Below are 22301 nucleotides of genomic sequence, written 5' to 3'. Positions count from 1 at the left end.
TGATTGTATAGTCTATACGAATTCAAGCTCGGAGCAAGGACTCCGAGCCGGCGAGCGCCTCCTCGAGGAGTACCCCATGAGCGCCCCGTACGCTGCACCCGCCCCGGAAGTGCCACGTAAAACCTTCTTGACGATCTTCGCCGCCCTGGTGCTTGCCATGTTCCTGGCAGCTCTGGACCAGACGATCGTGGCGACGGCCCTGCCGACCATCGCCGGTGACCTCGGCGGCGTGACCCACCTGTCCTGGGTCGTCACCGCCTACATGCTGGCCGCCACCGCGGCCACGCCGCTCTGGGGCAAGCTGGGCGACCTCTACGGCCGCAAGCTGATGTTCCAGTCGGCCATCACGATCTTCCTGCTCGGCTCCGCGCTGTCCGGGATCTCCGGCAACATCGGCCAGCTGATCGGCTTCCGCACCCTCCAGGGGCTCGGTGCGGGCGGTCTGATGGCGCTGGCGATGGCGCTCATCGCGGAGCTGGTGCCGCCGCGCGAGCGCGGCAAGTGGCAGGGCTACGCGCAGTCCTGCTTCGTGCTCGCCGGCGTGGTCGGCCCGCTGATCGGCGGCGCCTTCGTCGACCACCTGTCCTGGCCGTGGATCTTCTACATCAACCTGCCGATCGGCGTGGTCGCGCTGGTGATCGTCACCTCGGTGCTGAAGCTGCCGGTCAACAAGCAGCAGAAGCAGCTGGACTACCTCGGCTCGGCGCTGCTCAGCGGCGCCATCGTCTCGGTGCTGCTGGTCTCGGTCTGGGCCGGCGACCAGTACTCCTGGGGCTCGGTGCAGATCATCGGCCTGCTGGTGCTCGCCGCGGCGCTGCTCGCCGCGTTCGTCTGGCAGGAGAACCGGGCCGCCGAGCCGGTCGTCCCGCTGGCGCTGTTCAAGGACCCGGTGGTCCTGGTGGCCACCCTCGGCCTCTTCCTCACCTCGGTCTCGCTCTTCGTGGCGACCGTCTACACCCCGCTCTTCCTCCAGGTCGCCAACGGGGACAGCGCCACCGAGTCGGGCCTGCTGCTGGTCCCGATGATGCTCGCCACCGTGGCCAGCCTGACGCTCTCCGGCAAGGTCGTCGAGAAGACCGGCAAGTACAAGCTCTTCCCGATCGTGGGCCTGCTGGTCATGGCGGTCGGCCTCTACCTGATGTCGACGCTCAAGGCGGACTCCTCGGAGGTCTCCGCCGGCCTCTTCCTGGCGGTCTTCGGCATCGGCTTCGGCCTGGTCACCCAGGTGCTCATCGTGGCGGTGCAGAACTCCGTCGAGATGCGGCAGCTGGGCGTGGCGACGGCGGCGGCGAACTTCTTCCGCTCGCTCGGCGGCGCCATGGGCGTCACCATCTTCGGCGCCATCCTCAACTCGCAGCTGCGCGACTGGCTGCCCAAGAAGGTGCCGGCCGACGCCCTGGCGCGGCTCGGCACGGACGGCCTGCTGACCGCTCCGGCCAAGGTCCGGGCGCAGGCGCCGCCGGTGCGCGACGGTGTCGCCGCCGCGCTGGCCGAGTCCCTGCACGTGGTCTACCTGATCGGCATGGTCATCGCGCTGATCGGCGCCCTGGTGGTGGTCTTCCTCCAGGAGCGGCCGATGCGGGCGCCGATGGGCGCGCCCGGGGGCAAGGGTCCCGGCGGCCAGGGCGGTCCCGGTGGACCCGGTGGCCAACACCAGGGCCAGGGCGGCCCCGGCGGCGGCCAGTGGCAGGGCCAGGGCCAGGGCGCCCCGGCGGGCCAGGCCGGCCAGCAGCAGGGCGGCCCGGGTGCCCAGCCCGGCCCCGCGGCCGGCGGCCGACCGGAGACCGCGGCCGGCTGACGGCCGTCGTCCGGAGCGCGCCGGCCGTCCGGACCGGCGCCCCGTCCCCGCAGCTCCTCCTCCCCCATCGTTACCCCCGGCGGTGGGGGAGGAGGCTGTCCGGAAAGGGAGTTGACGGAGCCTCAGCCATCGATACGGCTCGAAACGGACGTCGGAAGCCGTCGCGGAGTGAGTGTTCACCCGCTAGGCTGGACGGGTAGTCGGCACCCCGGCCGCGGTGGGGCGGGGTGTCTGGCACGGCCTTCCCCGCCGCACTCCGAGCGCCGGGATCCCCGGCGCGACCAGCCCACCAGGAAGCGGGTCGACTCCATGGCCGACATACCCAGCCGGCGGCGTGCACTCTCCCGGGACCTCCCGCCCGCCGCCCCCGGCATACCTCCGGCGACCAGGATCGGTGTCATCGGTCTCGGCGTGATGGGCGGCGGGATGGCCTCCCGGCTGCTCGACCGGGGCCACCGGATCGTGGTCCACAACCGCACCCCCGAGCGCACCGCGCCGTTCGCCGCCCGCGGCGCGGAGGTCGCCGCCACCCCGGCCGAACTGGCCGCGGGGGTGGACGTGGTGCTGCTCAGCCTCGCCTCCGAGGCGGCCGTCGAGGAGCAGCTGTTCGGCGCCGGCGGGGTGCTGGAGACCCTGCCCGCGCACGGCATCGTGATGGACACCAGCACCGTCTCCCCGGACTTCGCCCGCTCGGTGGCCGAGCGGGTCGCCGGTCGCGGCCGCAGCTCCGTCGACGCCTGCATCATCGGCAACGGCCGGCACGCCAAGGACGGCGAACTGCGCTTCATGGTCGGCGGATCCGCCGAGGCCTTCGAGCGGCTGGGCGCCGTGCTGGAGCCGCTCGCCAAGGAGATCCGCCACCTCGGCCCGAGCGGCCTCGGCGCCACCGCCAAGGTCATGCTCAACGTGCTGATGGGCGTCGAGATGCAGGTGCTCGCCGAGTCCGTGACGCTGGCCCAGCGGGCCGGCATCGACCGCGAGCTCGCCCTGTCGATGATCAGCGAGAGCGGCTTCAGCTCGCCGGTGATGCGCTACAAGGCCGGTGTGATGCGCCGCCGGGCCTACGGCGAGCCGCAGTTCCGGCTCGACCTCATGCGCAAGGACCTCCGGCTGGCCACCGCCGAGGCGGACCGCCTGGGCGTCGCCACCCCCGTCTGCGACGCCACCCACCACACCCTCGTCGCCGCCGCCGAGGCCGGCCTCGGCGAGCTGGACTGCGCCGCCGTCCTCTCCCACGCGGAGGCCGCCGCCGGCCTGGCCGGCACTCCGGACCGTACGTGAACCACTCGCCCTCATCGAGGAGTTGATCCACGTGTCCCATCCCGGACGGCACCGGACAGCCGGCTTCGGCACCGGTCTGGTGGCCCTGCTGACCTCCCTCGTGCTGCTCGTCGCCACCAACGGCGCCGGCGCCGAGGACACCGAGGCCCGCCCGCGCTCCGGCAACTGGACCAGCTGGCAGGCCGACCCGGCCGGCAGCCGGTTCAACGGCCAGGAGTACCGGATCACCCCGGCCACCGTCGGCGACCTCGACCTGAAGTGGGCCTTCGGCCACGCGAAGGTCCCGGGCGTCTACCTGGGCAGCCAGCCCGCCGTGGTGGACGGCACCCTGTACGTCGGCGGCGTCGAGGGCACCTTCCACGCCCTGGACGCCCGGACCGGCGCGACCCGTTGGACCTTCGACGTCGCCCCGGTGGCCGGCGCCCACTCGGCCACCAGCCCCGACCCGGTGCGCAGCAGCCCGGCCGTCGAGGGCAACACGGTCTACTTCGGCGACAACCGCGGCTACCTCTACGCGCTCAACCGCTGGACCGGGGCGCTGCGCTGGTCGCTGAAGCTCGACCAGCACCCGCAGGCCCAGATCACCAGCTCGCCGCTGGTCCACAACGGCAAGGTCTACGTCGGCGTCTCCAGCAAGGAGTCCGGCGCGACCTTCGACCTGACCTACCCCTGCTGCACCTTCCGCGGCTCGGTCGTCGCCGTCGACGCGGCCTCCGGCCAGCCGGCCTGGCGGCACTGGACCACCCCCCAGCCGCAGCAGGTCGGCACCTGGCCGAACGGCGCCGCCCGCTACGAGCCCTCCGGCGTCGCCGTCTGGAGCTCGCCGGTGGTCGACCGGGAGAGCGGCACCATCTACGTCGGGACCGGCCAGAACTACTCCGGAGCGGCCGGCGACACCGACTCGGTGCTCGCCCTGGACGCCGCCACCGGTGACGTCCGCTGGCGCTCCCAGGAGGTCTTCCCGGACACCTTCACGGTCGCCTGCGGCATCCCCGGCGCCGACGCCTACTGCCCCAGCAAGGCCAACGGCACCGACCACGACTGGGACTTCGGCGCCAGCGCCAACGTCTTCAGCATCGGCGACCGCCGGGTGATCGGCATCGGCCAGAAGAACGGCGTCTACCACGTCTACGACGCGCTGACCGGCGCCAAGGTGTGGGAGCGCGCGGTGGTCGCCGACCCCAACACCAAGGGCGGCAGCTCGGGCATCCAGTGGGGCACCAGCTACGACGGCACCCGCCTCTACGTCGCGACCTGGTTCGCCAACCCCGGCACCCTGTACGCGCTCGACCCGGCGACCGGCGCGATCCTCTGGCAGACCGAGAGCCCGGCCGACGGCTGCCAGTGGGGCGGCGCGGCCGCCAACCCGGAGCTCTGCCAGCGGGCCTTCACCCCCGCGGTGAGCGCCAGCCGCGGCCTGGTCTACGAGGGCGGCGCGGACGGCAAGATACGGATCTTCTCGGCGAGCACCGGCGCGGTGCTCTGGCAGTACGACGTGGTCCGCGACTTCACCACGGTCAACGGCGTGCCGGCGCACGGCACGGCGCTCTCCGGCGGCGGCGGCGCGGTGGTCGCCGACGGCATGCTCTACGTCCAGGCGGCGTACTACCCGCAGTACCCCAGCGCCTCGGGCGGCGCTCTGCTCGCCTTTTCCCTACGGTAGGAACCGTCGGTGTAGGAGAAGGTCAACTCACGGCCGGCGGCGGACAGTTGCCGCCGGCCCCGGCAAGGAGGAAAGTCATGGAGATCGTCGTGGTGGGAGCGGCCGGCCGGACCGGTCGGCTGCTGGTCGAGAAGGCCCTGGAGAACAAGCACGGCGTCACCGCCCTGCTGCGCGACCCGGCCAAGCTGCCGGTCGAGCACGAGCGGCTGACCAAGGTGCGCGGCGACGTGTTCGACGTCGGTTCGCTGAACGCCCCGCTGGAGGGCAAGGACGCCGTGGTGGTGGCGCTGGGCGTGACCAGCCGCACCACCACGACGGTCTTCTCCGAGGGCGTGCGCAACGTCATCGCGGCCGCCCGGGCCGGCGGGGTGCGCCGGCTGGTCACGATGTCCTCGGCGGGCCTGGAGACCAAGCACCTGCCGGCGATGCAGCGCTTCGTCGCCGAGTTCGTGGTGGACCGGGTCTACCGGAACATCCACCTCGACCTCGGCCGGATGGAGGACGAGGTCGAGGCCAGCCCGCTGGACTGGACGATCCTCCGGGTGCCGATGCTGACCGACGGCCCGGCCACGCCCAACTACCAGGCGGTGGTGGGCGGCCACATCCCGAAGGCCTCGCGCGTCGCCCGGGCGAACGTCGCCGACTACATCGTCACCCATCTGGATGACCCGGCCACCTTCGGCCGGCGCGTCGAGGTGGCCAACTGATGACCCCCGGCGGAGGCCGGCCCGCCCGCGGCACGTCCGCGGCGCGGGCCGGCCGCGCGCCGGCGGGCCACCGCCGCCGCTGAGCGGACCGACCGAGGGGGAAACGCACCGTGAACATCGTCGTCTTCGGCGCGACCGGCGGTACCGGCCGCCACTTCCTGGAGCTGGCCGCCGCGGCCGGGCACTCCACCGTCGCCTTCGCCCGCGACCCGCTGGCCCTGGTCGACGCCCGGCCGACCACCATCCGGCAGGGCGACGTGCTCGACCCGGAGGCGGTGGCCCGTGCCGTCGAGGGCGCGGACGCGGTGGTCTCCGCACTCGGCATCGGCTACAGCCGGGCCGCCACCACCGTCTACTCGGCCGGCACCGGCCACATCATCGAGGCCATGCACGCGGCCGGAGTGGCCCGGGTGCTCTGCGTCTCCACCACCAGCATGAGCCCGACGCCCTGGAGCGCCGCCCCGCTGCGGCGCGCGCTCACCTCCTGGGTGCTGCACCCGATGCTCCGCCGGCCGTACGCCGACATGGAGCGGATGGAGCGGATGCTGCTGGCCGACACCGAGCTGGACTGGACGCTGGTCCGGGCCGCCCGGCTCACCGGCGGCCGGGCCCGCGGCCGCTACCGCACGGCCGCCGGGCGGAGGCTGCCCGGGGCCTGGTCGATATCCCGGGCCGACCTCGCGCACTACCTGGTCGGCGCGCTCGGCGACCCGGACGCCCGCCGCGCGGTCGTCGAGATCGCGTACTGACCGACCGCCCACCGACCGTCCACCGACCGCCCACCGCCCACCGCCCACCGATCGTCCACCGGCCGCCCGCCCCGAACCGGCCGCCGACCGCGGCCCGCGCCGCCGCCGTTCGTACTCAACGGGTGGTACGGCCACCTACTCCCGCAGTGCGATGCCCGGCCCCCGCGGACCGGGCAGAGTGGGGAGTGATCCTGCGGATCACCCAAGCCGTGGGCCGGCGGCCGCACACCATCCACCCCGGTGGCCGCCGGCCCGTGGCCCGCGTCGCCCCTCGCCCTCCGGAGCACAGCCGATGCCCACACCTCCTGGTCCGCCCGCCGCCGACACCCCCGCGCCCCCGTCCGGGTCCGCCGCGGGGGAGCCGCCCGCGGCCCCGACGGCTCCCGACGGGCCCCCGGCCGACCGCGCCGGACGCCTGCGGCTGCCCCGGCACGCCCGCCGGGTCTGGCTGGTCGTGCACGTCGCCTGCTCGGTCGGCTGGCTCGGCCTGACCGCCGGCGTGCTCGCCCTCGGCATCGCCGGCCGCTTCTCCGACGACCCCGACACCGTGCGCGCCGCCTACCTGGCCCAGCGGATCTTCGCCGACTGGCTGCTGATCCCGGTCAGCCTGCTCTCGCTGCTCTCCGGCGTGCTGCTGTCCCTCGGCACCACCTGGGGCCTGCTGCGCCACCGGTGGGTCGCCACCAAGTTCTGGCTCACCCTGGCCGCCACCCTGGCCTCGATCTTCGCGCTGCGCGCCTTCATCCACGACGCGGCCGGACAGGTCGCCGCCGGGACCGTCCCGCCGGACGGCCGCGCCCCGCACGTCCTGGTCATCGCGCCCTCGGTGGCCCTGACCATCTACCTGTTCGCCACCGTGCTCTCCGTGGTCAAGCCCTGGGGGATGACCAAGCGCGGCCGGCGGCTCGCCGCCGAGGCCCGCGCCGCGCGCACCGGCCGCCCCGCCGCGGCGCCGGGGCGGTGACCCTCCCCTGTCCATGAGCACCGATCACGACGCGTACGGCGGACCGCCCTGGACCAGGCCGGCCTGGACGCGGTTCTCCGCGCTCCTGGTCGCGCTGGTCCAGCTGGTCGGCTCCACCGCCGCCGCCCACCAGCAGCCGGACCGGGCCGCGCTGGACGCCGCCGGGTACGCCCTGCTGCTGCTCGGCCCCGCCCTGCTCCTGCTGCGCGACCGCTACCCCGGCCCGGTGGTGGCCGCCGTCACCGCCGTCACCACCGGCTACCTGCTGGCCGGCTACCCCTACGGACCGGTGTTCTTCAGCCTCGGCGTCGCCGTCTACGGCGCGCTCGCCCGGGGCCGCCGCCGCTGGGCCTGGATCTCCCTCGGCGTCGGCTACCTGGTCCACCTGGCCAGCTCCCACCTGCTGCCGCACGACTGGCAGCGCGCGCCCGGGCCCGGCCCCAACTGGTGGCAGGAGGCCGGGGCGGCGGCCTGGCTGCTGCTGATCCTGGCCGGCGCCGAGATCATGCGCACCCGCGGCGAGCAGCTGGCCGCCCGACGGCTGGCCCGGCGGCAGGCGGAGGAGCACCGGGCCGCCGAGGAGCGGCTGCGGATGGCCCGCGAACTGCACGACATCCTGGCCCACTCGATCTCGGTGATCCACCTCCAGGCCGGGGTCGCCCTGGAGCTCATCGACGAGCACCCCGAGCAGGTCCGCACCGCGCTGACGGTCATCAAGGCGACCAGCAAGGAGGCGCTGGGCGAGGTCCGCCAGGTGCTCGGCACCCTGCGCGGCCCGGACGGCCAGGCCCCGCGCACCCCCGCCCCCGGCCTCGCCCGGCTGCCCGAGCTGGTCACCCAGGCCGGCCACGCCGGGCTCACCGTCACGGTCGAGGCGACCGGCCCGGCCCGGCCGCTCTCCGCCCAGGTGGAGCTGGCCGCCTTCCGGATCGTCCAGGAGGCGCTCACCAACGTCATCCGCCATTCGGCGGCGCGCACCGCCACCGTTCTGATGGACTGGTCCTCCCCGGACGGGCTGCTGCTCCGGGTGGACGACCCGGGCCCGGCCGCCGGCGGCGACGGCGGCGGCTCCGGCAACGGCCTGATCGGCATGCGCGAGCGGGCCGCGGCCTTCGCCGGGGAGCTGACCGCCGGACCGCACGGCGGCGGCTTCCGGGTGCGGGCCTGGCTGCCCGACCCGGCGGGGTCGGGCAGGGCGAGCGAGAAGGGGCGGTCGGGATGATCCGAGTACTGCTGGCGGACGACCAGGTCCTGGTCCGGGCGGGCTTCCGGGCGCTGCTCGACGCCCAGCCCGACATCGAGGTGGTCGGCGAGGCCGACGACGGCGAGGCGGCCGTCCGGCTGGCGGAGGAGCTGCGCCCGGACGTCGTGCTGATGGACATCCGGATGCCCGGCACCGACGGCCTGGAGGCCACCCGGCGGATCTGCGCCCGGCCCGAGCCGGCCGGCGTCCGGGTGGTCGTGCTGACCACCTTCGAACTGGACGAGTACATCTTCGAGGCGCTGCGGCTGGGCGCGGCCGGCTTCCTGGCCAAGGACACCGAACCCGCCGACCTGCTGCGGGCCGTGCGGGTCGCCGCCGTGGGCGACTCGCTGCTCTCCCCGGGCGTGACCCGGCGGCTGGTGGACGAGTTCGCCAGCCGCTCCCGGGAGCCCGCCGCGAGCGGGCGGCTGCTCGCCGCGCTCACCGACCGGGAGCGCGAGGTGCTCACCCTGGTCGGCATGGGCCTGAGCAACGACGACATCGCCCGCCGCCTGGTGGTCAGCCCGCTCACCGCGAAGACCCACGTCAGCCGCGCCATGGTGAAGCTCGGCGTCCGCGACCGCGCCCAACTGGTCGTCCTCGCCTACGAGTCCGGGCTGGTCCGCCCCGGCTGGCTCTGACCCGCCCGCCGGCCTCCGGGGCGGCGGCCTCCGGCCCGTGCCACCGGGGCCGGAGCAGCGCCGCCCCCGGCCCGTACTCCCCGCGTCGTACCCCCGGTGCCGCTCCCCGGAGGACGCGCCGGGCCCCTCCTCGGCGGGACCCTCGTGGTGGCCTCGGGAACGGTCCGCGGCCGGCGCCAGGCCCCCGTCCGAACCCGCGGGGCTCACCGAGGAGTTGAATGACATGCAGAGCACCGCACTGCTCGCCGACACGATCTGCCGGGACGGCTGGGGCCCGTGGAACGGGGGCGGGCCGGGCCCGTGGTTCCTGCTCTTCCCGCTGTTCTGGCTGCTCGTCCTGGTCACCCTGTTCACCGTGCTGCGCCGCCGCGGCTGGGGCCGGCGCGGGCCGTGGGGCCCGCCGTGGGCCGGCCAGTGGGGCGGCCCGTGGGGCGGCGGCCCGGGCTGGCGCGGCGGCTGGCCGGGCGGTCCCGAGGGCCCGCTGGCGAGCCTGGCCCGCCGGTACGCCGACGGTGAGATCGGCGAGGAGGAGTACCGCACCCGCCGGGACACCCTGATCGAGCACCTGCAGGGCCCGGACGACACCAAGCCGGGCCAGGGCGGTGCCAAGTGAGCGCGTTCCCGGTGCTCGACCTGGTCGGGACGGACCGGATGGCCGCCCGGGTCACCGAGGCGGTCAAGGTCTACGGGCTGGGCCGCACCGAGGTGCGCGCCCTGGACCACGTGACCGTCGGCTTCCCGGCCGGCCGGCTCACCGCGATCATGGGGCCGTCCGGCTCCGGCAAGTCCACCCTGCTGCACTGCGCGGCCGGGCTGGACCGGCTGACCGCCGGCACCGCGATGATCGGCGACACCGAGCTGGAGAACCTCAGCGACCGCCGGCTGACCCTGCTGCGCCGGGAGCGGATCGGCTTCGTCTTCCAGTCCTTCAACCTGGTGCCGGTGCTCACCGCCCGGGAGAACATCACGCTGCCGGTCGACCTGGCCGGCGGCGAGGTGGACCGGGGGTGGGTGGAGACCCTGATCGACGCGGTCGGGCTGCGCGAGCGGCTCGACCACCGGCCGAGCGAGCTCTCCGGCGGCCAGCAGCAGCGGGTCGCGCTGGCCCGGGCGCTGGCCGGCCGCCCCGAGGTGGTCTTCGCGGACGAGCCGACCGGCAACCTGGACTCCCGCACCGGCGCCGAGGTGCTGGAGCTGATGCGCCGCGCGGTGGACGAGATGGGCCAGACGGTGGTGATGGTCACCCACGACCCGACCGCCGCCGGCTACGCGGACGAGGTGCTCTTCCTCGCCGACGGCCGCCTGGTGGACCGGATGGAGCGGCCCACCCCGGCCGGGGTGCTGGACCGGATGAAGGCCTTCGACCACGCCCCCGCGGCCGGACGGGGAGGCGTCCGGTCATGAGCAGCAGCGCCACCGCCACCCTGCGGATCAGCCTTCGCTCGCTGGCCGCGCACAAGCGGCGGCTGGCCGGGACGTTCACCGCGATCCTGCTCGGGGTGGCCTTCCTGTCCGGCACGCTGGTGCTCGGCGACACCCTGCGCGGGAGCTTCGACACGCTGTTCGCCGACGCCAACCGCGGCACCGACGCCGTGGTGCGCAGCGCCGACGTGATGGACACCGAGAACACCTTCGGCGGCGTCCGGGCCCCGGTGGACCTGGCGCTGGCCGACCGGCTGCGCCAGGTGCCCGGGGTGGCGGCCGCCGAGCCGGCGATCCAGGGCTCCGGCCAGCTGATCGGCAAGAACGGCAAGGCGGTGGGCGGCCAGGGGCCGCCCACCCTGGCCGGCTACTGGCAGCCGGACAGCGGGCTCAACCCGTACCGGCTGGCCGAGGGCCGGGCGCCGCAGCGGCCGGGCGAGGCGGTGATCAACCGGGGCGCGGCCAAGGCCGGCGACCTGAAGCTGGGCGACACGACCGTCCTGCGCGCCCCCGACCCGGTGACGGTGACGATCGTCGGCATCGCGACCTTCGGCGCCGAGGCCGACGGCATGGGCCAGAACACCTGGACCGGGCTGACCCTGGAGGACGCCGAGCGCTACCTGACCCCGAAGGGGCAGGGCCAGGCCACCTCGATCCAGTTCCGCGCCGAGGGCGGCGTCTCCCAGCAGGAGCTGGTGGCGGCGCTGTCGGCGAAGCTGCCGGCCGGGCTGGAGGCGGTGACCGGGACGAAGGTCAGCGAGGAGGCCACCCAGCAGGTGTCCAGCCGCTTCCTGACCATGTTCACCACCCTGCTGCTGGTCTTCGCGGGCATCGCCCTGCTGGTGGCGACCTTCACCATCCACAACACCTTCGCCATCGTGGTGGCCCAGCGGACCAGGGAGAACGCGCTGCTGCGGGCGCTGGGCGCGGCGCGCGGCCAGGTGCTGGCGGCGACCCTGGCGGAGGCGGTGGCGGTCGGCGTGGCCGCCTCGGTGGCCGGCCTGCTCGGCGGGATCGGGGTGGCGGCGGGGCTGAAGTCGCTGTTCAAGGTGATCGGCTTCAACCTGCCGACCGGCGGCCTGGTGATCGGCGCGGTCTCGGTGGCGCTGCCGCTGCTGGTCGGAACGGTCACGGCGGTCGCCTCGGCGGTCGCCCCGGCGGTGCGGGCCGGCCGGACGGCTCCGCTGGCCGCGATGCGGGCGGTGGCGGTGGACGGCGCGGCGGACGGCCGGGCCGGCCGGATCCGCTGGATCACCGGCGCGCTGCTGGTGGCGGCCGGGGTGGCCGGCACGGTGATCGGCGCGACCGACGGCCCGTCGGTCGGGCTGACCGCGGGCGGGGCGGTGACGACGCTGCTCGGCGTGGTGGTGCTCGGCCCGGTGTTCGCGACCTTCGTGGTGCGGCTGCTGGGCGCCCCGCTGCCGCGGCTGCGCGGCATGCCGGGCGTGCTGGCCGAGCGCAACGCGGCCCGCAACCCGAAGCGGACGGCGGCCACGGCCAGCGCGCTGATGATCGGGGTCACGGTGGTCTCGCTGTTCACCGTCTTCGGCGCGTCGATCAAGGCGACCATGGACGACACGGTGAGCCGGACCTTCGCCGGGGACCTCGCGGTCTCCACCGGCGGCTTCCGCGGCGGCGGGCTGAGCCCCAAGCTGGCGGACGCGGTCGGCGCGCTGCCCGAGGTGAGCGGCAGCGTGGGCCTCGGCCGCGGGGTGGCCCGGGTGGACGGCCACGGCCGGACCCTGGACGTCACCGATCCGGCCAGGCTGGCCGGCATCGTCGACCTCGGCCGGGTGGACGGTTCGCTCCAGCTGGGCACCGACGGCCTGGCGGTCTCCCGGAGCGAGGCGGAGAAGCAGGGCTGGCAGGTGGGCAGCGCCGTCCCGCTGCGGTTCAGCGACGGCGCCGAGTCGTCGTTCACCGTGAAGGCGCTCTACCAGGGCGGCGAGCTGGCCGGCGACTACCTGATCACCCGGGAGGCCTGGGCCCCGCACAAGGGCCAGGACACCGACTCGCTGGTGGCGGTCGCGCTGAAGGACGGGGTGTCGCTGTCGGCCGGCAAGGAGGCGGTGAAGAAGGCGGTGGAGCCGTTCGGGGCCCCGGACGTGCAGACCCGGGCGGAGTACGCCGAGAGCTCGGCCTCGGTGGTCGACATCATGCTCTCGGTGGTCTACGCGCTGCTGGCGCTCGCGGTGCTGATCGCGCTGCTGGGGATCGCCAACACGCTGACCCTCGCGGTGCACGAGCGGACCAGGGAGCTGGGCCTGCTGCGCGCGGTCGGCCAGACCCGCGGGCAGCTGCGGGCGATGGTGCGCTGGGAGTCGGTGCTGGTGGCGATGTTCGGCACGATCGGCGGCCTGGGCCTGGGATCGTTCCTTGGCTGGGCGCTGGTGCGGGCGGCCGACACCGAGGGGACCGGCAGCTTCGCCGTCCCGCCGCTGCAGCTCACCGTGGTGCTGGTGGCCGGACTGGTCGCGGGCGCGGTGGCCGGGCTGCGGCCGGCCCGCCGGGCGGCCCGGCTGGACATCCTGCGGGCCATCGCGGCCGGCTGACCGGCCGCGGACACACCGGAGCCCGGGCCCCCCGACCAACGGGGCCCGGGCTCCGGGCGTGTGCGGCGCGGACTCAGGCCGCGGCGGGCAGCTCGTCCAGGCCCTCGGCGACCAGCTTGGCCAGGCGGTCCAGGGCCTGGTCGGCGCCCTCGGCGTCGGAGGCCAGCACGACCTCGTCGCCGCCCTGCGCGCCGAGCGCGAGCAGGCCGAGCATGGAGCCGGCGTTGACCGGGTTGCCGCCGGGCTTGGCGATGGTGATCGGCACGCCGGTGGCCGCGACGGCCTTGACGAAGACGGAGGCGGGACGGGCGTGCAGGCCCTCGGCCCAACCGATGGTGACGCGGCGCTCAGCCATGAGACGTGCCTTTCCGGTGAAGCTGGTCACGGCCGTGATGGGGGAATACGGACGTGTTGTCTAGACCAGTGTTGCACGCAGGCGACCCCGCCGAGCCGTCGCGTTCGGGACTTGTGATTGTTTCTTTCAGAGTCATAAACAGCGAATAATCCCCGTTCAGGGGCCCTGTCCACCCTGCCGTGAACACACGCCCGGCGCCATTCGGCTCGCCGCCGGATAACCTGACGGTCGTGGACGACTCTGCGGTAGTGCGACCCGAGCCGGAGGACGAGCCGGAGTACCCCCAGCACTGGGAGGCCGACATCCTCCTGCGCGACGGCGGCACGGCCCGGATCCGGCCGATCACCCCCGCCGACGCCGGCCGCCTGGTCGAGTTCTACGAACAGGTCTCCGACCAGTCGAAGTACTTCCGCTTCTTCGCGCCCTACCCCCGGCTCTCCGACAAGGACGTGCGCCGCTTCACCCACCACGACTTCGTCGACCGGGTCGGCCTCGCCGTCGTGGTCCGCGACCGCTTCATCGCCACCGTCCGCTACGACCGGATCGACCACGACGGCCGCCCCTCCGAGACCGGCACCGACGCCGAGGTCGCCTTCCTGGTCCAGGACGCCCACCAGGGCCGCGGCGTCGCCTCCGCGCTGCTGGAGCACATCGCCGCCGTCGCCCAGGAGCGCGGCATCCGCCGCTTCCAGGCCGAGGTGCTGCCGGAGAACCGCAAGATGGTGAAGGTCTTCACCGACGCCGGCTACGTCCAGCGCCGCAGCTTCGCCGACGGCGTCGTCCACCTGGAGTTCGACCTCGAACCCACCGCCGCCTCGCTCGCCGTCATGCGGGCCCGCGAGCACCGCGCCGAGGCCCGCTCCGTCCAGCGGCTGCTCACCCCGCGCTCGGTCGCGGTGATCGGAGCCTCCCGCCGGCCGCAGACCGTCGGCCGGACCCTGCTGCGCGACCTGCTCACCGGCTTCGCCGCCGACGACCGCCCGGTGTACGCGGTCAACCGCAGTGCGCCGCCCGGCACCGAGCTGGACGGCGTCCCGGTGCACCGCTCGATCCTGGACATCCCCGGCCCGGTCGACCTCGCGGTGATCGCCGTTCCCGCCTCCGCCGTCCCCGAGGCGGTCGCCGAGTGCGGCGCGCACGGCGTCCAGGGCCTGGTCGTGGTCACCGCCGGCTACGCCGAGACCGGCCCCGAGGGCCGCGACCGCCAGCGCGCCCTGGTCCGCCAGGCCCGCGCGGCCGGCATGCGGGTGATCGGCCCCAACGCCTTCGGGCTGATCTCCACCGACCCCGAGCGGCCGCTCAACGCCTCGCTCGCCCCCGTGCTGCCCGCGCGCGGCGGCTTCGGCGTCTTCTGCCAGTCCGGCGCGATCGGCGTCGCCCTGCTGGAGGCCGCCCACCGGCGCGGCCTCGGCATCTCCTCCTTCGCCTCGGTCGGCAACCGCGCCGACGTCTCCGGCAACGACTTCCTCCAGTACTGGGCCGAGGACCCGGCCACCGACGTCGTCCTGCTCTACCTGGAGTCCTTCGGCAACCCCCGCAAGTTCACCCGGATCGCCCGCCGGCTCGCCCAGGCCAAGCCGGTCGTCGTGGTCAAGGGCGCCCGCCACACCGGCAGCCTGCCGCCCGGCCACGCCGTCCCCGCCACCGCCACCGGCCTCAAGGACGCCACCGTCGACGCCCTCTTCGAACAGGCCGGCGTCACCCGGGTGGAGACCATCACCGAGCTGTGCGACACCGGCGAACTGCTCGCCCTCCAGCCGCTGCCGCCCGGCGACCGGGTCGCCGTGATCGGCAACTCCGACTCCCTCGGCCTGCTCACCCACGACGCCTGCCTCTCCGCCGGCCTGCGCCCGCGCACCCCCGTCGACCTCACCACCGCCGCCACCGGCGAGAACTTCCGGATCGCCCTGGACACCGCGCTCGACGACCCCGGGGTGGACGCGGTGATCGCCGTCGCCATCCCGCCGATCGGCAACCAGCTCTGGGGCCCGGCCGCGGACGCCCGGCCCGCCGGCCCCGAGGACCCCGACCTCGGCTCCGACGACCCGGAGATCGCCGCCGCCCTGCTCGCCGCCGGCGAGCGCGCCCGCGCCGCCGGCAAGCCGCTGCTCCTCGCCCACCTGGCGCTCAACGACCTGCCCGGACGGCTGCGCCCCGGCGGCGTCCCCGCCTACCCGGCGCCCGAGCGGGCCGTGCGCGCCCTCGCCCACGCCGTCCACTACGCCGACTGGCGCCGCCGGATGGCCGCCGCCGAGGAAACCGCCCGGGTCCCCGAACTCGACCGGATCGACGAGGCCGGCGCCCGCGCCCTGGTCGAGGCCGCGCTCTCCACCCGCACCGCGACCGCCGCCCGCACCCAGCCCGGCGGCGCCCGGATCACCCTGCCCGACGCCGACGCCGCCGCCCTGCTCGCCCGCTACGGCGTGGACGTCTCGCCGACCCTGCCCGCCCCCGACGAGGAGAGCGCGGTGCGCGCCGCCGCCGCCCTCGGCTACCCCGTCGCGCTCAAGGCCACCGCCCCCCACCTGCGCCACCGCCCCGACCTCGGCAGCGTCCGGCTCGACCTGACCGGCGAGCCCGGGCTGCGCCGCGCCCACCGCGAGCTGGACGCCCTGCTCGGCGGCGCTGCCCAGGCCGAACTGGTGGTCCAGCGGCTCGCCCCGCGCGGGGTGGACACCGTCATCGGCGCCACCGTCGACCCGGCGGTCGGCGCGATCCTCTCCTTCGGCCTGGCCGGCGCCCCCGCCGAACTGCTCGGCGACGTCGCCCACCGGCTGGTTCCGGCCACCGACCAGGATGTCGCCTCGCTGGTCCGCGAGGTCCGGGCGGCGCCCCTGCTGTTCGGCTGGCGCGGCGCCGAGGCCGTCGACACCGACGCCCTGGAGGAACTGCTGCTGCGGGTGTCCCGGCTGGTCGACGACCTTCCGGAGGTCGCCTCGGTGGATCTCGAACCGGTGGTCGTGGCCCCGCACGGACTGGCGATCCTGGGGGCGCGCGTACGCATCGCACCCCTGCCGGTCCGCAACGATCTGGGCCCGCGCGCCATGAGCACGCTGTAACCTTCCTTGGTTGCGTCCGGACCGCGGGCGCCGTTGTCCGAAGCTCGGCGCCGCGCCGCCCGCTTCGTCGGCGGACCATGCCAGGATGGAGTTATGGCGAAGACCGGTACCACCACCACGCAGGACCTGCGTTCCGCGATCGAGCGCAGCGGCTACTACCCGGCCCTGGTGTCCGAGGCGGTGGAGTCCGCGGTGGGTCCCGAGCCGATCAGCTCCTACCTGGTGCACCAGGAGACCACCTTCGACGCCAACGAGGTCCGCCGGCACGTCACCGTGCTGGTGCTGACCCCGACCCGCTTCGTGGTGAGCCACACCGACGAGCAGACCGGCGACGCCAGCAGCCCCGCCGTCCCGCTGGCCACCACCTCCACCGAGAGCGTCCGCCTGGACCGGATCAACTCCGTCGTGGTGAGCCGGATGGTCGCCAACCCGGAGACCTACACCCCGGGCACCCTGCCCCGCGAGGTGGTGCTGACCATCGGCTGGGGCGCCGTCCAGCGCCTCGACCTCGAACCGGCCGGCTGCTCCGACCCCAACTGCGAGGCGGACCACGGCTACACCGGCTCCGCCACCGCCGACGACCTGTCGCTGCGGGTCAGCGAGGCCGGCGACGGCCCCGAGACGGTCGCCCAGGCCCTGGTCTTCGCCCGCGCCCTGTCCGAGGCGACCGTCAACGACGGCCCCCGGGTCTGATCCGCACGCACCACCGCGCCGCGGTCCCGCCCCGCCGCCCGCCGACACGTACCGCCGTCACGCTCCGCCGCCGCGCAACGAACCGCGCCGTCCGGACGCCGCCCCCGTCCGCCCGGACCGCACCGGCCAGCCAGGAAGCCACCCCCGCCACCATGCCCTTCGCCCCCGACGGCCACGACGCCTTCGAGATCCTCGACCCCGCCACCGCACCCGCGCCCCCCTACGGCACCGGCTCGCTCTGCGACCTGCTGCCCTCGGTGGCGGCCGGCCTCGGCGTCCCCGGCTTCGAGGCGGCGCTGCCGCTGGCGCCCGCCGACCGCGCGGTGGTCTTCCTCGTCGACGGCCTCGGCTGGGAACTGCTGCTGCGCCACCCCGAGTACGCGCCGTTCCTCTCCTCGCTGACGGCCGGCTCGCTCGGCGGCACCGGCCGCCCGCTGACCGCCGGCTTCCCGTCCACCACCGCCACCTCGCTGGCCTCGGTCGGCACCGGCACCCCGCCGGGCCTGCACGGCCTGGCCGGCTACACGGTGGCGGTGCCGGGCGCCGGCCACCTGATGAACCAGCTCCGCTGGCAGCCGCACACCGACCCGGCCGCCTGGCAGCCGTACCCGACCGTCTTCGAGCGGGTCGACGACGCCGGGGTGGCCACCGCCCAGGTCTCCTCCCCGCTGTTCGCCCAGACCCCGCTGACCCGGGTGGCGCTCTCCGGCGGCACCTTCCTCGGCCGCACCACCGGCGAGGAGCGGATGGACCGGGCCGCCGCCTGGCTCGCCGAGCACGACCGCGCGCTGGTCTACACCTACGTGAGCGAACTGGACGGCGCGGGCCACCGCTTCGGCGTGGACTCCGACGAGTGGCGGATGACCCTGGACGCGGTCGACCGGCTGGCCCGCCGGCTCGCCGAGCAGCTGCCCCCGCGCTCGGTGATGTACGTCACCGCCGACCACGGGATGATCGACATCGCCCCCGAGGACCGGATCGACTTCGACGAGGACTGGGAGCTCGGCGCCGGCGTCGCCCTGCTCGGCGGCGAGGGCCGGGCCCGCCACGTCTACGCCGTCCCCGGCGCCGCCGCCGACGTGCACGCGGTGTGGAGCGAGGTGCTCGGCGACCGGATGTGGGTGGCCACCCGCGACCAGGCGATCGGGGCCGGCTGGTTCGGTCCCGCCGTGGACGACCGGGTCTACCACCGGATCGGCGACGTGGTCGCCGCCGCCCGCGACGACATCGCCATCACCGCCTCCCGCAACGAGCCCGGCGAGTCCGCGATGATCGGCCTGCACGGTTCGATGACCCCGGTCGAGCAGTACGTGCCGCTGCTCGAATTCCGCCGCTGAACCCCCTTGATGTGAAAGGCCTTTGCACCACCCATGGCTGAACTGGTGTTCTTCTCCGGCACGATGGACTGCGGGAAGTCGACGCTCGCGCTCCAGATGGACCACAACCACGCCGCCCGCGGCCGGCAGGGGATCATCCTCACCCGCAACGACCGGGCGGGCGCGGCCACCATCTCCAGCCGCCTCGGCCTGCGCGCCGACGCGGTCGAGGTGGGCGACGACTTCGACTTCCACGTCCATGTGGTGCACCGGCTCTCGGCCGGCGGCCGGGTCGACTACCTGATCTGCGACGAGGCCCAGTTCTTCACCCCCGGCCAGATCGACCAGCTCGCCCGGATCGTCGACGAACTCGACATCGACGTCTACACCTTCGGCATCACCACCGACTTCCGCACCCGGCTCTTCCCCGGCTCGCAGCGCCTGATCGAACTCGCCGACCGGGTCGAGGTGCTCCAGGTCGAGGCGCTCTGCTGGTGCGGCGCCCGGGCCACCCACAACGCCCGCACCGTCGGCGGGGTGATGGTGGTCGAGGGCGCGCAGGTGGTGATCGGCGACATCTCGGTCCGCGAGGACGAGGTCGGCTACGAGGTGCTCTGCCGCCGCCACCACCGCCGGCGCCTCACCGCCGCCACCGCCCGCGCCGCCGTCCTCTCCCCGGACGTCCTCCCCTTCGAGGACCAGCAGGCCTGAGGCCCGTCAGAGCGGCTCCAGCACCGAGAAGTGCCCGCCGCGCGGGTCGGCCAGCCGGGCCGCGCGGCCGCGCGGCGTCGGGTGCGGCTCCACCAGCACCCGGCCGCCCAGCTCGACCGCCCGGCGCGCCGCCAGTTCCGCGTCGGTGACGGCGAAGTGGGTGCGCCAGCGCGGCGGGTGGCCGCGCAGCTCGGCGCCGCGCCGGATCCCCGCCACCGGCCGTCCGCCGACCAGCAGCGCCGACCCGCCCTCGGCGTCCGTCACCGGCGCCCCGAGCACCGCGCGGTAGAAGACCGCCGCGCCGTCCGGGTCCGGGGTGATCAGCTCCGCCCAGGCCGGCCCGCCGGGCTCCGGCCCGGCCTCCCGACCGAGGTGCTCCGCGCCCTGCCAGAGCCCGAAGACCGCGCCGGAGACGTCCGCCGCGATCGCCAGCCGCCCGGCCCGCTCGGCCTGCAGCGGCCCGACCGCGACCGTGCCTCCGCACTCCCGCACCAGCTGGGCCGAGCGGTCCGCGCTGTCCACCGCGAAATAGGTGGTCCACTGCACCGGGAAGCCGGTCACCGAGGACACCCCGAGTCCGGCCACCGGCTCCTCGCCGACCCGGGCCCGCACGTACGCGCCGAGCTGCGCCGGCCCCGCGGTGAACGTCCAGCCGAGCAGTTGGCCGTAGAACGCGCGGGCGCCGGGCAGGTCGTCGGTCATCAGACTCACCCAGCACGGCGTGCCCTGGGCGAGCCGGAGTGTCAGCGCGGACATGACAGGTCTCCTCGGAGCGCGGACGGCGCACGAAACGGCGCAGTGAGGGTGATGCTTCCACCGTGGCGCGCGTCGAACCCTCGGGCCGCGCGGAAAGTCCGGCAAAGACCGCACAAAGAGCACCGGACCGTCGCACTGCGCCAGAATGACCGCCATGACCACCACTCACGATGACTCCCCGCTGGTGTCGGTGACCGAGCTGGGCGAGGCGCTCGCCTCCGGGCGCCCGCCGGTCCTGCTCGACGTGCGCTGGCAGCTCGGAGGTTCGCCCGGCATCGAGGACTACACCGCCGGCCACCTGCCCGGCGCCCACTTCGTCTCCCTCGACACCGAGCTCGCCGCCCCCGCCGGCCCGCCCGGCCGCGGCGGCCGCCACCCGCTGCCCGACCCGGAGGAGTTCGGGGCCGCGCTGCGCCGCTTCGGCGTCTCGGCCGACCGCCCGGTGGTGGTCTACGACGGCGCCACCGCGCTGGCCGCCGCCCGCGCCTGGTGGCTGCTGCGCTGGGCCGGCCACCCGGACGTCCGGGTGCTGGACGGCGGTTTCGCCGCCTGGCGGGAGGCCGGACTGCCGGTCAGCACCGAGCTGCCGCCCGCCGGGGACGGCGACTTCAAGCCGGTGCCGGGGCAGCTGCCGGTGATCGACGCGGACGGTGCCGCGGCCTGGGCCCGTGAGGCGCTGCTGCTGGATGCCCGGGCGGGGGAGCGGTACCGGGGCGAGACCGAGCCGATCGATCCGCGGGCCGGCCACATCCCGGGCGCCCGCTCCGCGCCGACCACCGAGAACGTCGGCCCGGACGGCCGCTTCCGGCCCGCCGCCGAACTGGCCGCCCGCTTCGGGGAGCTGGGCGCAGGCGAGCGGGAGACCGCCGTCTACTGCGGTTCCGGGGTGACGGCCGCGCACCAGATCCTGGCGCTCGCGGTCGCCGGCCTGCCCGCCACCCTCTACCCGGGCTCCTGGAGCGAGTGGTCCAGCGACGAGGCCCGCCCGGTCGCCGTCACCGACCAGCCGGGCTGAGCACGGCTCGGGGGCGGACGGCCGCAGCCGTCCGCCCCCGCCACCGATCCGTCCTGCTACTCCTGCTTCTTGCGCCGGCTGCCGAAGACGATCTCGTCCCAGCTCGGCACGGTGGCCCGGCGCCCGGGCCGGACGCCGTCCGCCTCGGCCTGCCGGTCGGTGGTGCCGACCAGCCGCTCCCGGTGCGGCGCGACCGCGCGCGGCATCAGGATGTCCGCGTACGCCGAGCCCGCACCGACCGCCGGGGCTGCCGCCGCCGGCTCCTCCGCCTCCTCGGCCACCTCGGCGGGGACCGGTTCGATCGGCGGCGGGGCGCCGACCGCGAGGTCGCCGCGGAAGGCGGGCACCACGTCCAGCAGGCTGGTGAGCGAGTCGCGGGACTCGGCCGTCGCCTCGCGGGACTCCCGCACCTCGCGGGCGGACATGATCCGGTCGGCCGAGGGCCGGTCGATCATCGGGCGCGGCGGCCGCTCCTGGGGGAGCCGGGCGATCCGCGGGATGAACGGGAAGACCGACTCCTCCTCGCGCTCGACCGATTCCCCGATCAGCGCACGGGCCTCGTCGTCGTTCGGCTGCACCAGCCGCCGGGGCGGGTCGTACGTCCACGACGCGCTGCGGCCCTCGCCGTCGGCCCGGTAGGAGAGGATGACCTCCCAGGTGCCGTCGTCGCGCCGCCAGGAGTCCCAGCGCTCGGTCTCCTTCTCCGCGCCGCGCAGCGCCAGCCGCTCGGCCACCGCCTCGCCCAGCTGCGGGCCGGGGGCCTCGCCGTGCCGGCGGATCGCGGTCTTGCGGGCCCGCTCGGCCATGAAGGCGCGCTCGGCCAGCACCGGACCCTCGAAGCGGCGGACCCGGTCGACGGAGATGCCGGCCGCCTGCGCGACCTCCTCGGCGGAGGCACCGGCTCGTATCCGCGCCTGGATGTCCCGGGGGCGGAGGTGGCTCTCGACCTCGATCTCGATCTGGCCGAGGCGCGGACGGTCACCACGGATGGCGGCGCGCAGCCGCTCATCGATGGGAAGGGTGTACTCCGTGCTGTCGGCAGCCTTGAGCACCAGCCGTGTGCCGTCGTTGCTGACGGCCACAACCCGCAGTTCGGGCACGGTTACCTCCCGGGTGGTGCCTGCCGACGTCACCTGCGTCGCTGCTCCCGTACTGAGTGTGGCCTGCCCACTCGCGACTGGCCACAACCTTGCTGAGTTCCCCGGCGTGTCGGGCTTACGCCCGTCCACGCCGCTGTGGCACGGTTGCCTTTTTGCCACGCCATCCGTCGACGTCGCGCCTGGGTGTCCCGGCCGTCCTCGCACGCGCAGTGAACGCGACGATCCGGGACGGGCGTCGCCGTGCGTGCCTGCGCCATAGCTCTTCGTCAAGCTGCC

General features: G+C 75.0%; 19 protein-coding genes. 16 read left to right on the top strand and 3 right to left on the bottom strand.

Going from position 1 to position 22301, the window contains the following annotated elements; genetic code table 11:
* Positions 1 to 127 precede the first annotated feature (127 nt).
* The 11 genes from ACFC0B_RS32525 to ACFC0B_RS32475 all read left to right on the top strand — a co-directional run bounded on the left by ACFC0B_RS32525 (position 128) and on the right by ACFC0B_RS32475 (position 13020).
* On the top strand, positions 128 to 1798 hold the full coding sequence (locus tag ACFC0B_RS32525) for an MDR family MFS transporter (protein WP_376094052.1): 1671 nt from the start codon (positions 128 to 130) through the stop codon (positions 1796 to 1798).
* 309 nt (positions 1799 to 2107) lie between these two features.
* A complete protein-coding gene (locus ACFC0B_RS32520) occupies positions 2108 to 3079 on the top strand; it encodes an NAD(P)-dependent oxidoreductase (protein WP_376094049.1) in 972 nt (323 codons plus the stop codon).
* A gap of 31 nt (positions 3080 to 3110) precedes the next feature.
* A complete protein-coding gene (locus ACFC0B_RS32515) occupies positions 3111 to 4742 on the top strand; it encodes a PQQ-binding-like beta-propeller repeat protein (protein ID WP_376094046.1) in 1632 nt (543 codons plus the stop codon).
* A 77-nt stretch (positions 4743 to 4819) separates the two neighbouring features.
* Complete coding sequence (locus ACFC0B_RS32510; protein WP_376094043.1) at positions 4820 to 5449, top strand: NAD(P)-dependent oxidoreductase; 630 nt, start codon at positions 4820 to 4822, stop codon at positions 5447 to 5449.
* Positions 5450 to 5559: 110 nt separating this feature from the next.
* A complete protein-coding gene (locus ACFC0B_RS32505; RefSeq protein WP_376094040.1) occupies positions 5560 to 6198 on the top strand; it encodes an NAD(P)-dependent oxidoreductase in 639 nt (212 codons plus the stop codon).
* Positions 6199 to 6490: 292 nt separating this feature from the next.
* Entirely contained in the window at positions 6491 to 7162 is a 672-nt protein-coding gene (locus ACFC0B_RS32500; RefSeq protein WP_376094037.1) for a DUF2269 domain-containing protein, read from the top strand.
* A 13-nt stretch (positions 7163 to 7175) separates the two neighbouring features.
* On the top strand, positions 7176 to 8384 hold the full coding sequence (locus tag ACFC0B_RS32495) for a sensor histidine kinase (RefSeq protein WP_376094034.1): 1209 nt from the start codon (positions 7176 to 7178) through the stop codon (positions 8382 to 8384).
* Positions 8381 to 9046 carry a response regulator gene (locus tag ACFC0B_RS32490; protein ID WP_376094031.1) on the top strand — a complete coding sequence of 222 codons (666 nt, stop codon included), beginning with the start codon at positions 8381 to 8383 and terminating at the stop codon, positions 9044 to 9046. The genes ACFC0B_RS32495 and ACFC0B_RS32490 overlap by 4 nt, the downstream gene beginning before the upstream one ends.
* Positions 9047 to 9269: 223 nt before the next feature.
* The gene (locus ACFC0B_RS32485; protein ID WP_376094028.1) at positions 9270 to 9659 is read left to right on the top strand and encodes an SHOCT domain-containing protein; all 390 of its coding nucleotides are present in this window, start codon (positions 9270 to 9272) and stop codon (positions 9657 to 9659) included.
* Between the two features lie 38 nt (positions 9660 to 9697).
* The gene (locus ACFC0B_RS32480) at positions 9698 to 10450 is read left to right on the top strand and encodes an ABC transporter ATP-binding protein (protein ID WP_376094255.1); all 753 of its coding nucleotides are present in this window, start codon (positions 9698 to 9700) and stop codon (positions 10448 to 10450) included.
* Positions 10447 to 13020, top strand: coding sequence for an ABC transporter permease (locus ACFC0B_RS32475; protein WP_376094025.1), 2574 nt, complete (start codon positions 10447 to 10449; stop codon positions 13018 to 13020). Before ACFC0B_RS32480 ends, ACFC0B_RS32475 begins: the two co-directional genes overlap by 4 nt.
* Before the next feature lie 73 nt (positions 13021 to 13093).
* Here the strand turns inward: ACFC0B_RS32475 and ACFC0B_RS32470 are convergent, their stop codons facing one another.
* Positions 13094 to 13375, bottom strand: a complete 282-nt coding sequence (locus ACFC0B_RS32470; protein WP_376094022.1) for an HPr family phosphocarrier protein — start codon at positions 13373 to 13375, stop codon at positions 13094 to 13096.
* A 248-nt stretch (positions 13376 to 13623) separates the two neighbouring features.
* Here ACFC0B_RS32470 and ACFC0B_RS32465 point away from each other — a divergent pair, with 248 nt between their 5' ends.
* The 4 genes from ACFC0B_RS32465 (at position 13624) to ACFC0B_RS32450 (ending at position 19154) form a co-directional block, all read left to right on the top strand.
* Complete coding sequence (locus tag ACFC0B_RS32465; protein WP_376094252.1) at positions 13624 to 16434, top strand: GNAT family N-acetyltransferase; 2811 nt, start codon at positions 13624 to 13626, stop codon at positions 16432 to 16434.
* A 93-nt stretch (positions 16435 to 16527) separates the two neighbouring features.
* Positions 16528 to 17127, top strand: a complete 600-nt coding sequence (locus ACFC0B_RS32460; protein ID WP_376094019.1) for a DUF5998 family protein — start codon at positions 16528 to 16530, stop codon at positions 17125 to 17127.
* A gap of 152 nt (positions 17128 to 17279) precedes the next feature.
* The gene (locus tag ACFC0B_RS32455; RefSeq protein ID WP_376094016.1) at positions 17280 to 18464 is read left to right on the top strand and encodes an alkaline phosphatase family protein; all 1185 of its coding nucleotides are present in this window, start codon (positions 17280 to 17282) and stop codon (positions 18462 to 18464) included.
* Positions 18465 to 18497: 33 nt separating this feature from the next.
* The gene (locus ACFC0B_RS32450) at positions 18498 to 19154 is read left to right on the top strand and encodes a thymidine kinase (protein WP_376094013.1); all 657 of its coding nucleotides are present in this window, start codon (positions 18498 to 18500) and stop codon (positions 19152 to 19154) included.
* A 6-nt stretch (positions 19155 to 19160) separates the two neighbouring features.
* Here the strand turns inward: ACFC0B_RS32450 and ACFC0B_RS32445 are convergent, their stop codons facing one another.
* The gene (locus ACFC0B_RS32445) at positions 19161 to 19910 is read right to left on the bottom strand and encodes a VOC family protein (RefSeq protein WP_376094010.1); all 750 of its coding nucleotides are present in this window, start codon (positions 19908 to 19910) and stop codon (positions 19161 to 19163) included.
* Between the two features lie 154 nt (positions 19911 to 20064).
* Between ACFC0B_RS32445 and ACFC0B_RS32440 the strand changes: the two genes are divergently transcribed.
* Positions 20065 to 20925 carry a sulfurtransferase gene (locus ACFC0B_RS32440; protein ID WP_376094007.1) on the top strand — a complete coding sequence of 287 codons (861 nt, stop codon included), beginning with the start codon at positions 20065 to 20067 and terminating at the stop codon, positions 20923 to 20925.
* A gap of 56 nt (positions 20926 to 20981) precedes the next feature.
* Here ACFC0B_RS32440 and sepH read toward each other — a convergent pair whose 3' ends face one another.
* On the bottom strand, positions 20982 to 22058 hold the full coding sequence (sepH, locus tag ACFC0B_RS32435; RefSeq protein ID WP_376094004.1) for a septation protein SepH: 1077 nt from the start codon (positions 22056 to 22058) through the stop codon (positions 20982 to 20984).
* Between the last annotated feature and the right edge of the window lie 243 nt (positions 22059 to 22301).

It is taken from the genome of Kitasatospora sp. NPDC056184 (assembly GCF_042268405.1).
Classification (GTDB): Bacteria; Actinomycetota; Actinomycetes; order Streptomycetales; family Streptomycetaceae; genus Kitasatospora.
The sequence above is the reverse complement of the archived record's forward strand: the minus strand, read 5'-3'. Positions and strand labels throughout refer to the sequence as shown.

Coding starts and splice junctions, on each gene's coding strand:
- ACFC0B_RS32520 (WP_376094049.1), top strand. CDS start 2,108: ATGGCCGACATACCCAGCCGGCGGCGTGCACTCTCCCGGGACCTCCCG.
- ACFC0B_RS32510 (WP_376094043.1), top strand. CDS start 4,820: ATGGAGATCGTCGTGGTGGGAGCGGCCGGCCGGACCGGTCGGCTGCTG.
- ACFC0B_RS32500 (WP_376094037.1), top strand. CDS start 6,491: ATGCCCACACCTCCTGGTCCGCCCGCCGCCGACACCCCCGCGCCCCCG.
- ACFC0B_RS32495 (WP_376094034.1), top strand. CDS start 7,176: ATGAGCACCGATCACGACGCGTACGGCGGACCGCCCTGGACCAGGCCG.
- ACFC0B_RS32490 (WP_376094031.1), top strand. CDS start 8,381: ATGATCCGAGTACTGCTGGCGGACGACCAGGTCCTGGTCCGGGCGGGC.
- ACFC0B_RS32485 (WP_376094028.1), top strand. CDS start 9,270: ATGCAGAGCACCGCACTGCTCGCCGACACGATCTGCCGGGACGGCTGG.
- ACFC0B_RS32480 (WP_376094255.1), top strand. CDS start 9,698: ATGGCCGCCCGGGTCACCGAGGCGGTCAAGGTCTACGGGCTGGGCCGC.
- ACFC0B_RS32475 (WP_376094025.1), top strand. CDS start 10,447: ATGAGCAGCAGCGCCACCGCCACCCTGCGGATCAGCCTTCGCTCGCTG.
- ACFC0B_RS32470 (WP_376094022.1), bottom strand. CDS start 13,375: ATGGCTGAGCGCCGCGTCACCATCGGTTGGGCCGAGGGCCTGCACGCC.
- ACFC0B_RS32460 (WP_376094019.1), top strand. CDS start 16,528: ATGGCGAAGACCGGTACCACCACCACGCAGGACCTGCGTTCCGCGATC.
- ACFC0B_RS32455 (WP_376094016.1), top strand. CDS start 17,280: ATGCCCTTCGCCCCCGACGGCCACGACGCCTTCGAGATCCTCGACCCC.
- ACFC0B_RS32450 (WP_376094013.1), top strand. CDS start 18,498: ATGGCTGAACTGGTGTTCTTCTCCGGCACGATGGACTGCGGGAAGTCG.
- ACFC0B_RS32445 (WP_376094010.1), bottom strand. CDS start 19,910: ATGTCCGCGCTGACACTCCGGCTCGCCCAGGGCACGCCGTGCTGGGTG.
- ACFC0B_RS32440 (WP_376094007.1), top strand. CDS start 20,065: ATGACCACCACTCACGATGACTCCCCGCTGGTGTCGGTGACCGAGCTG.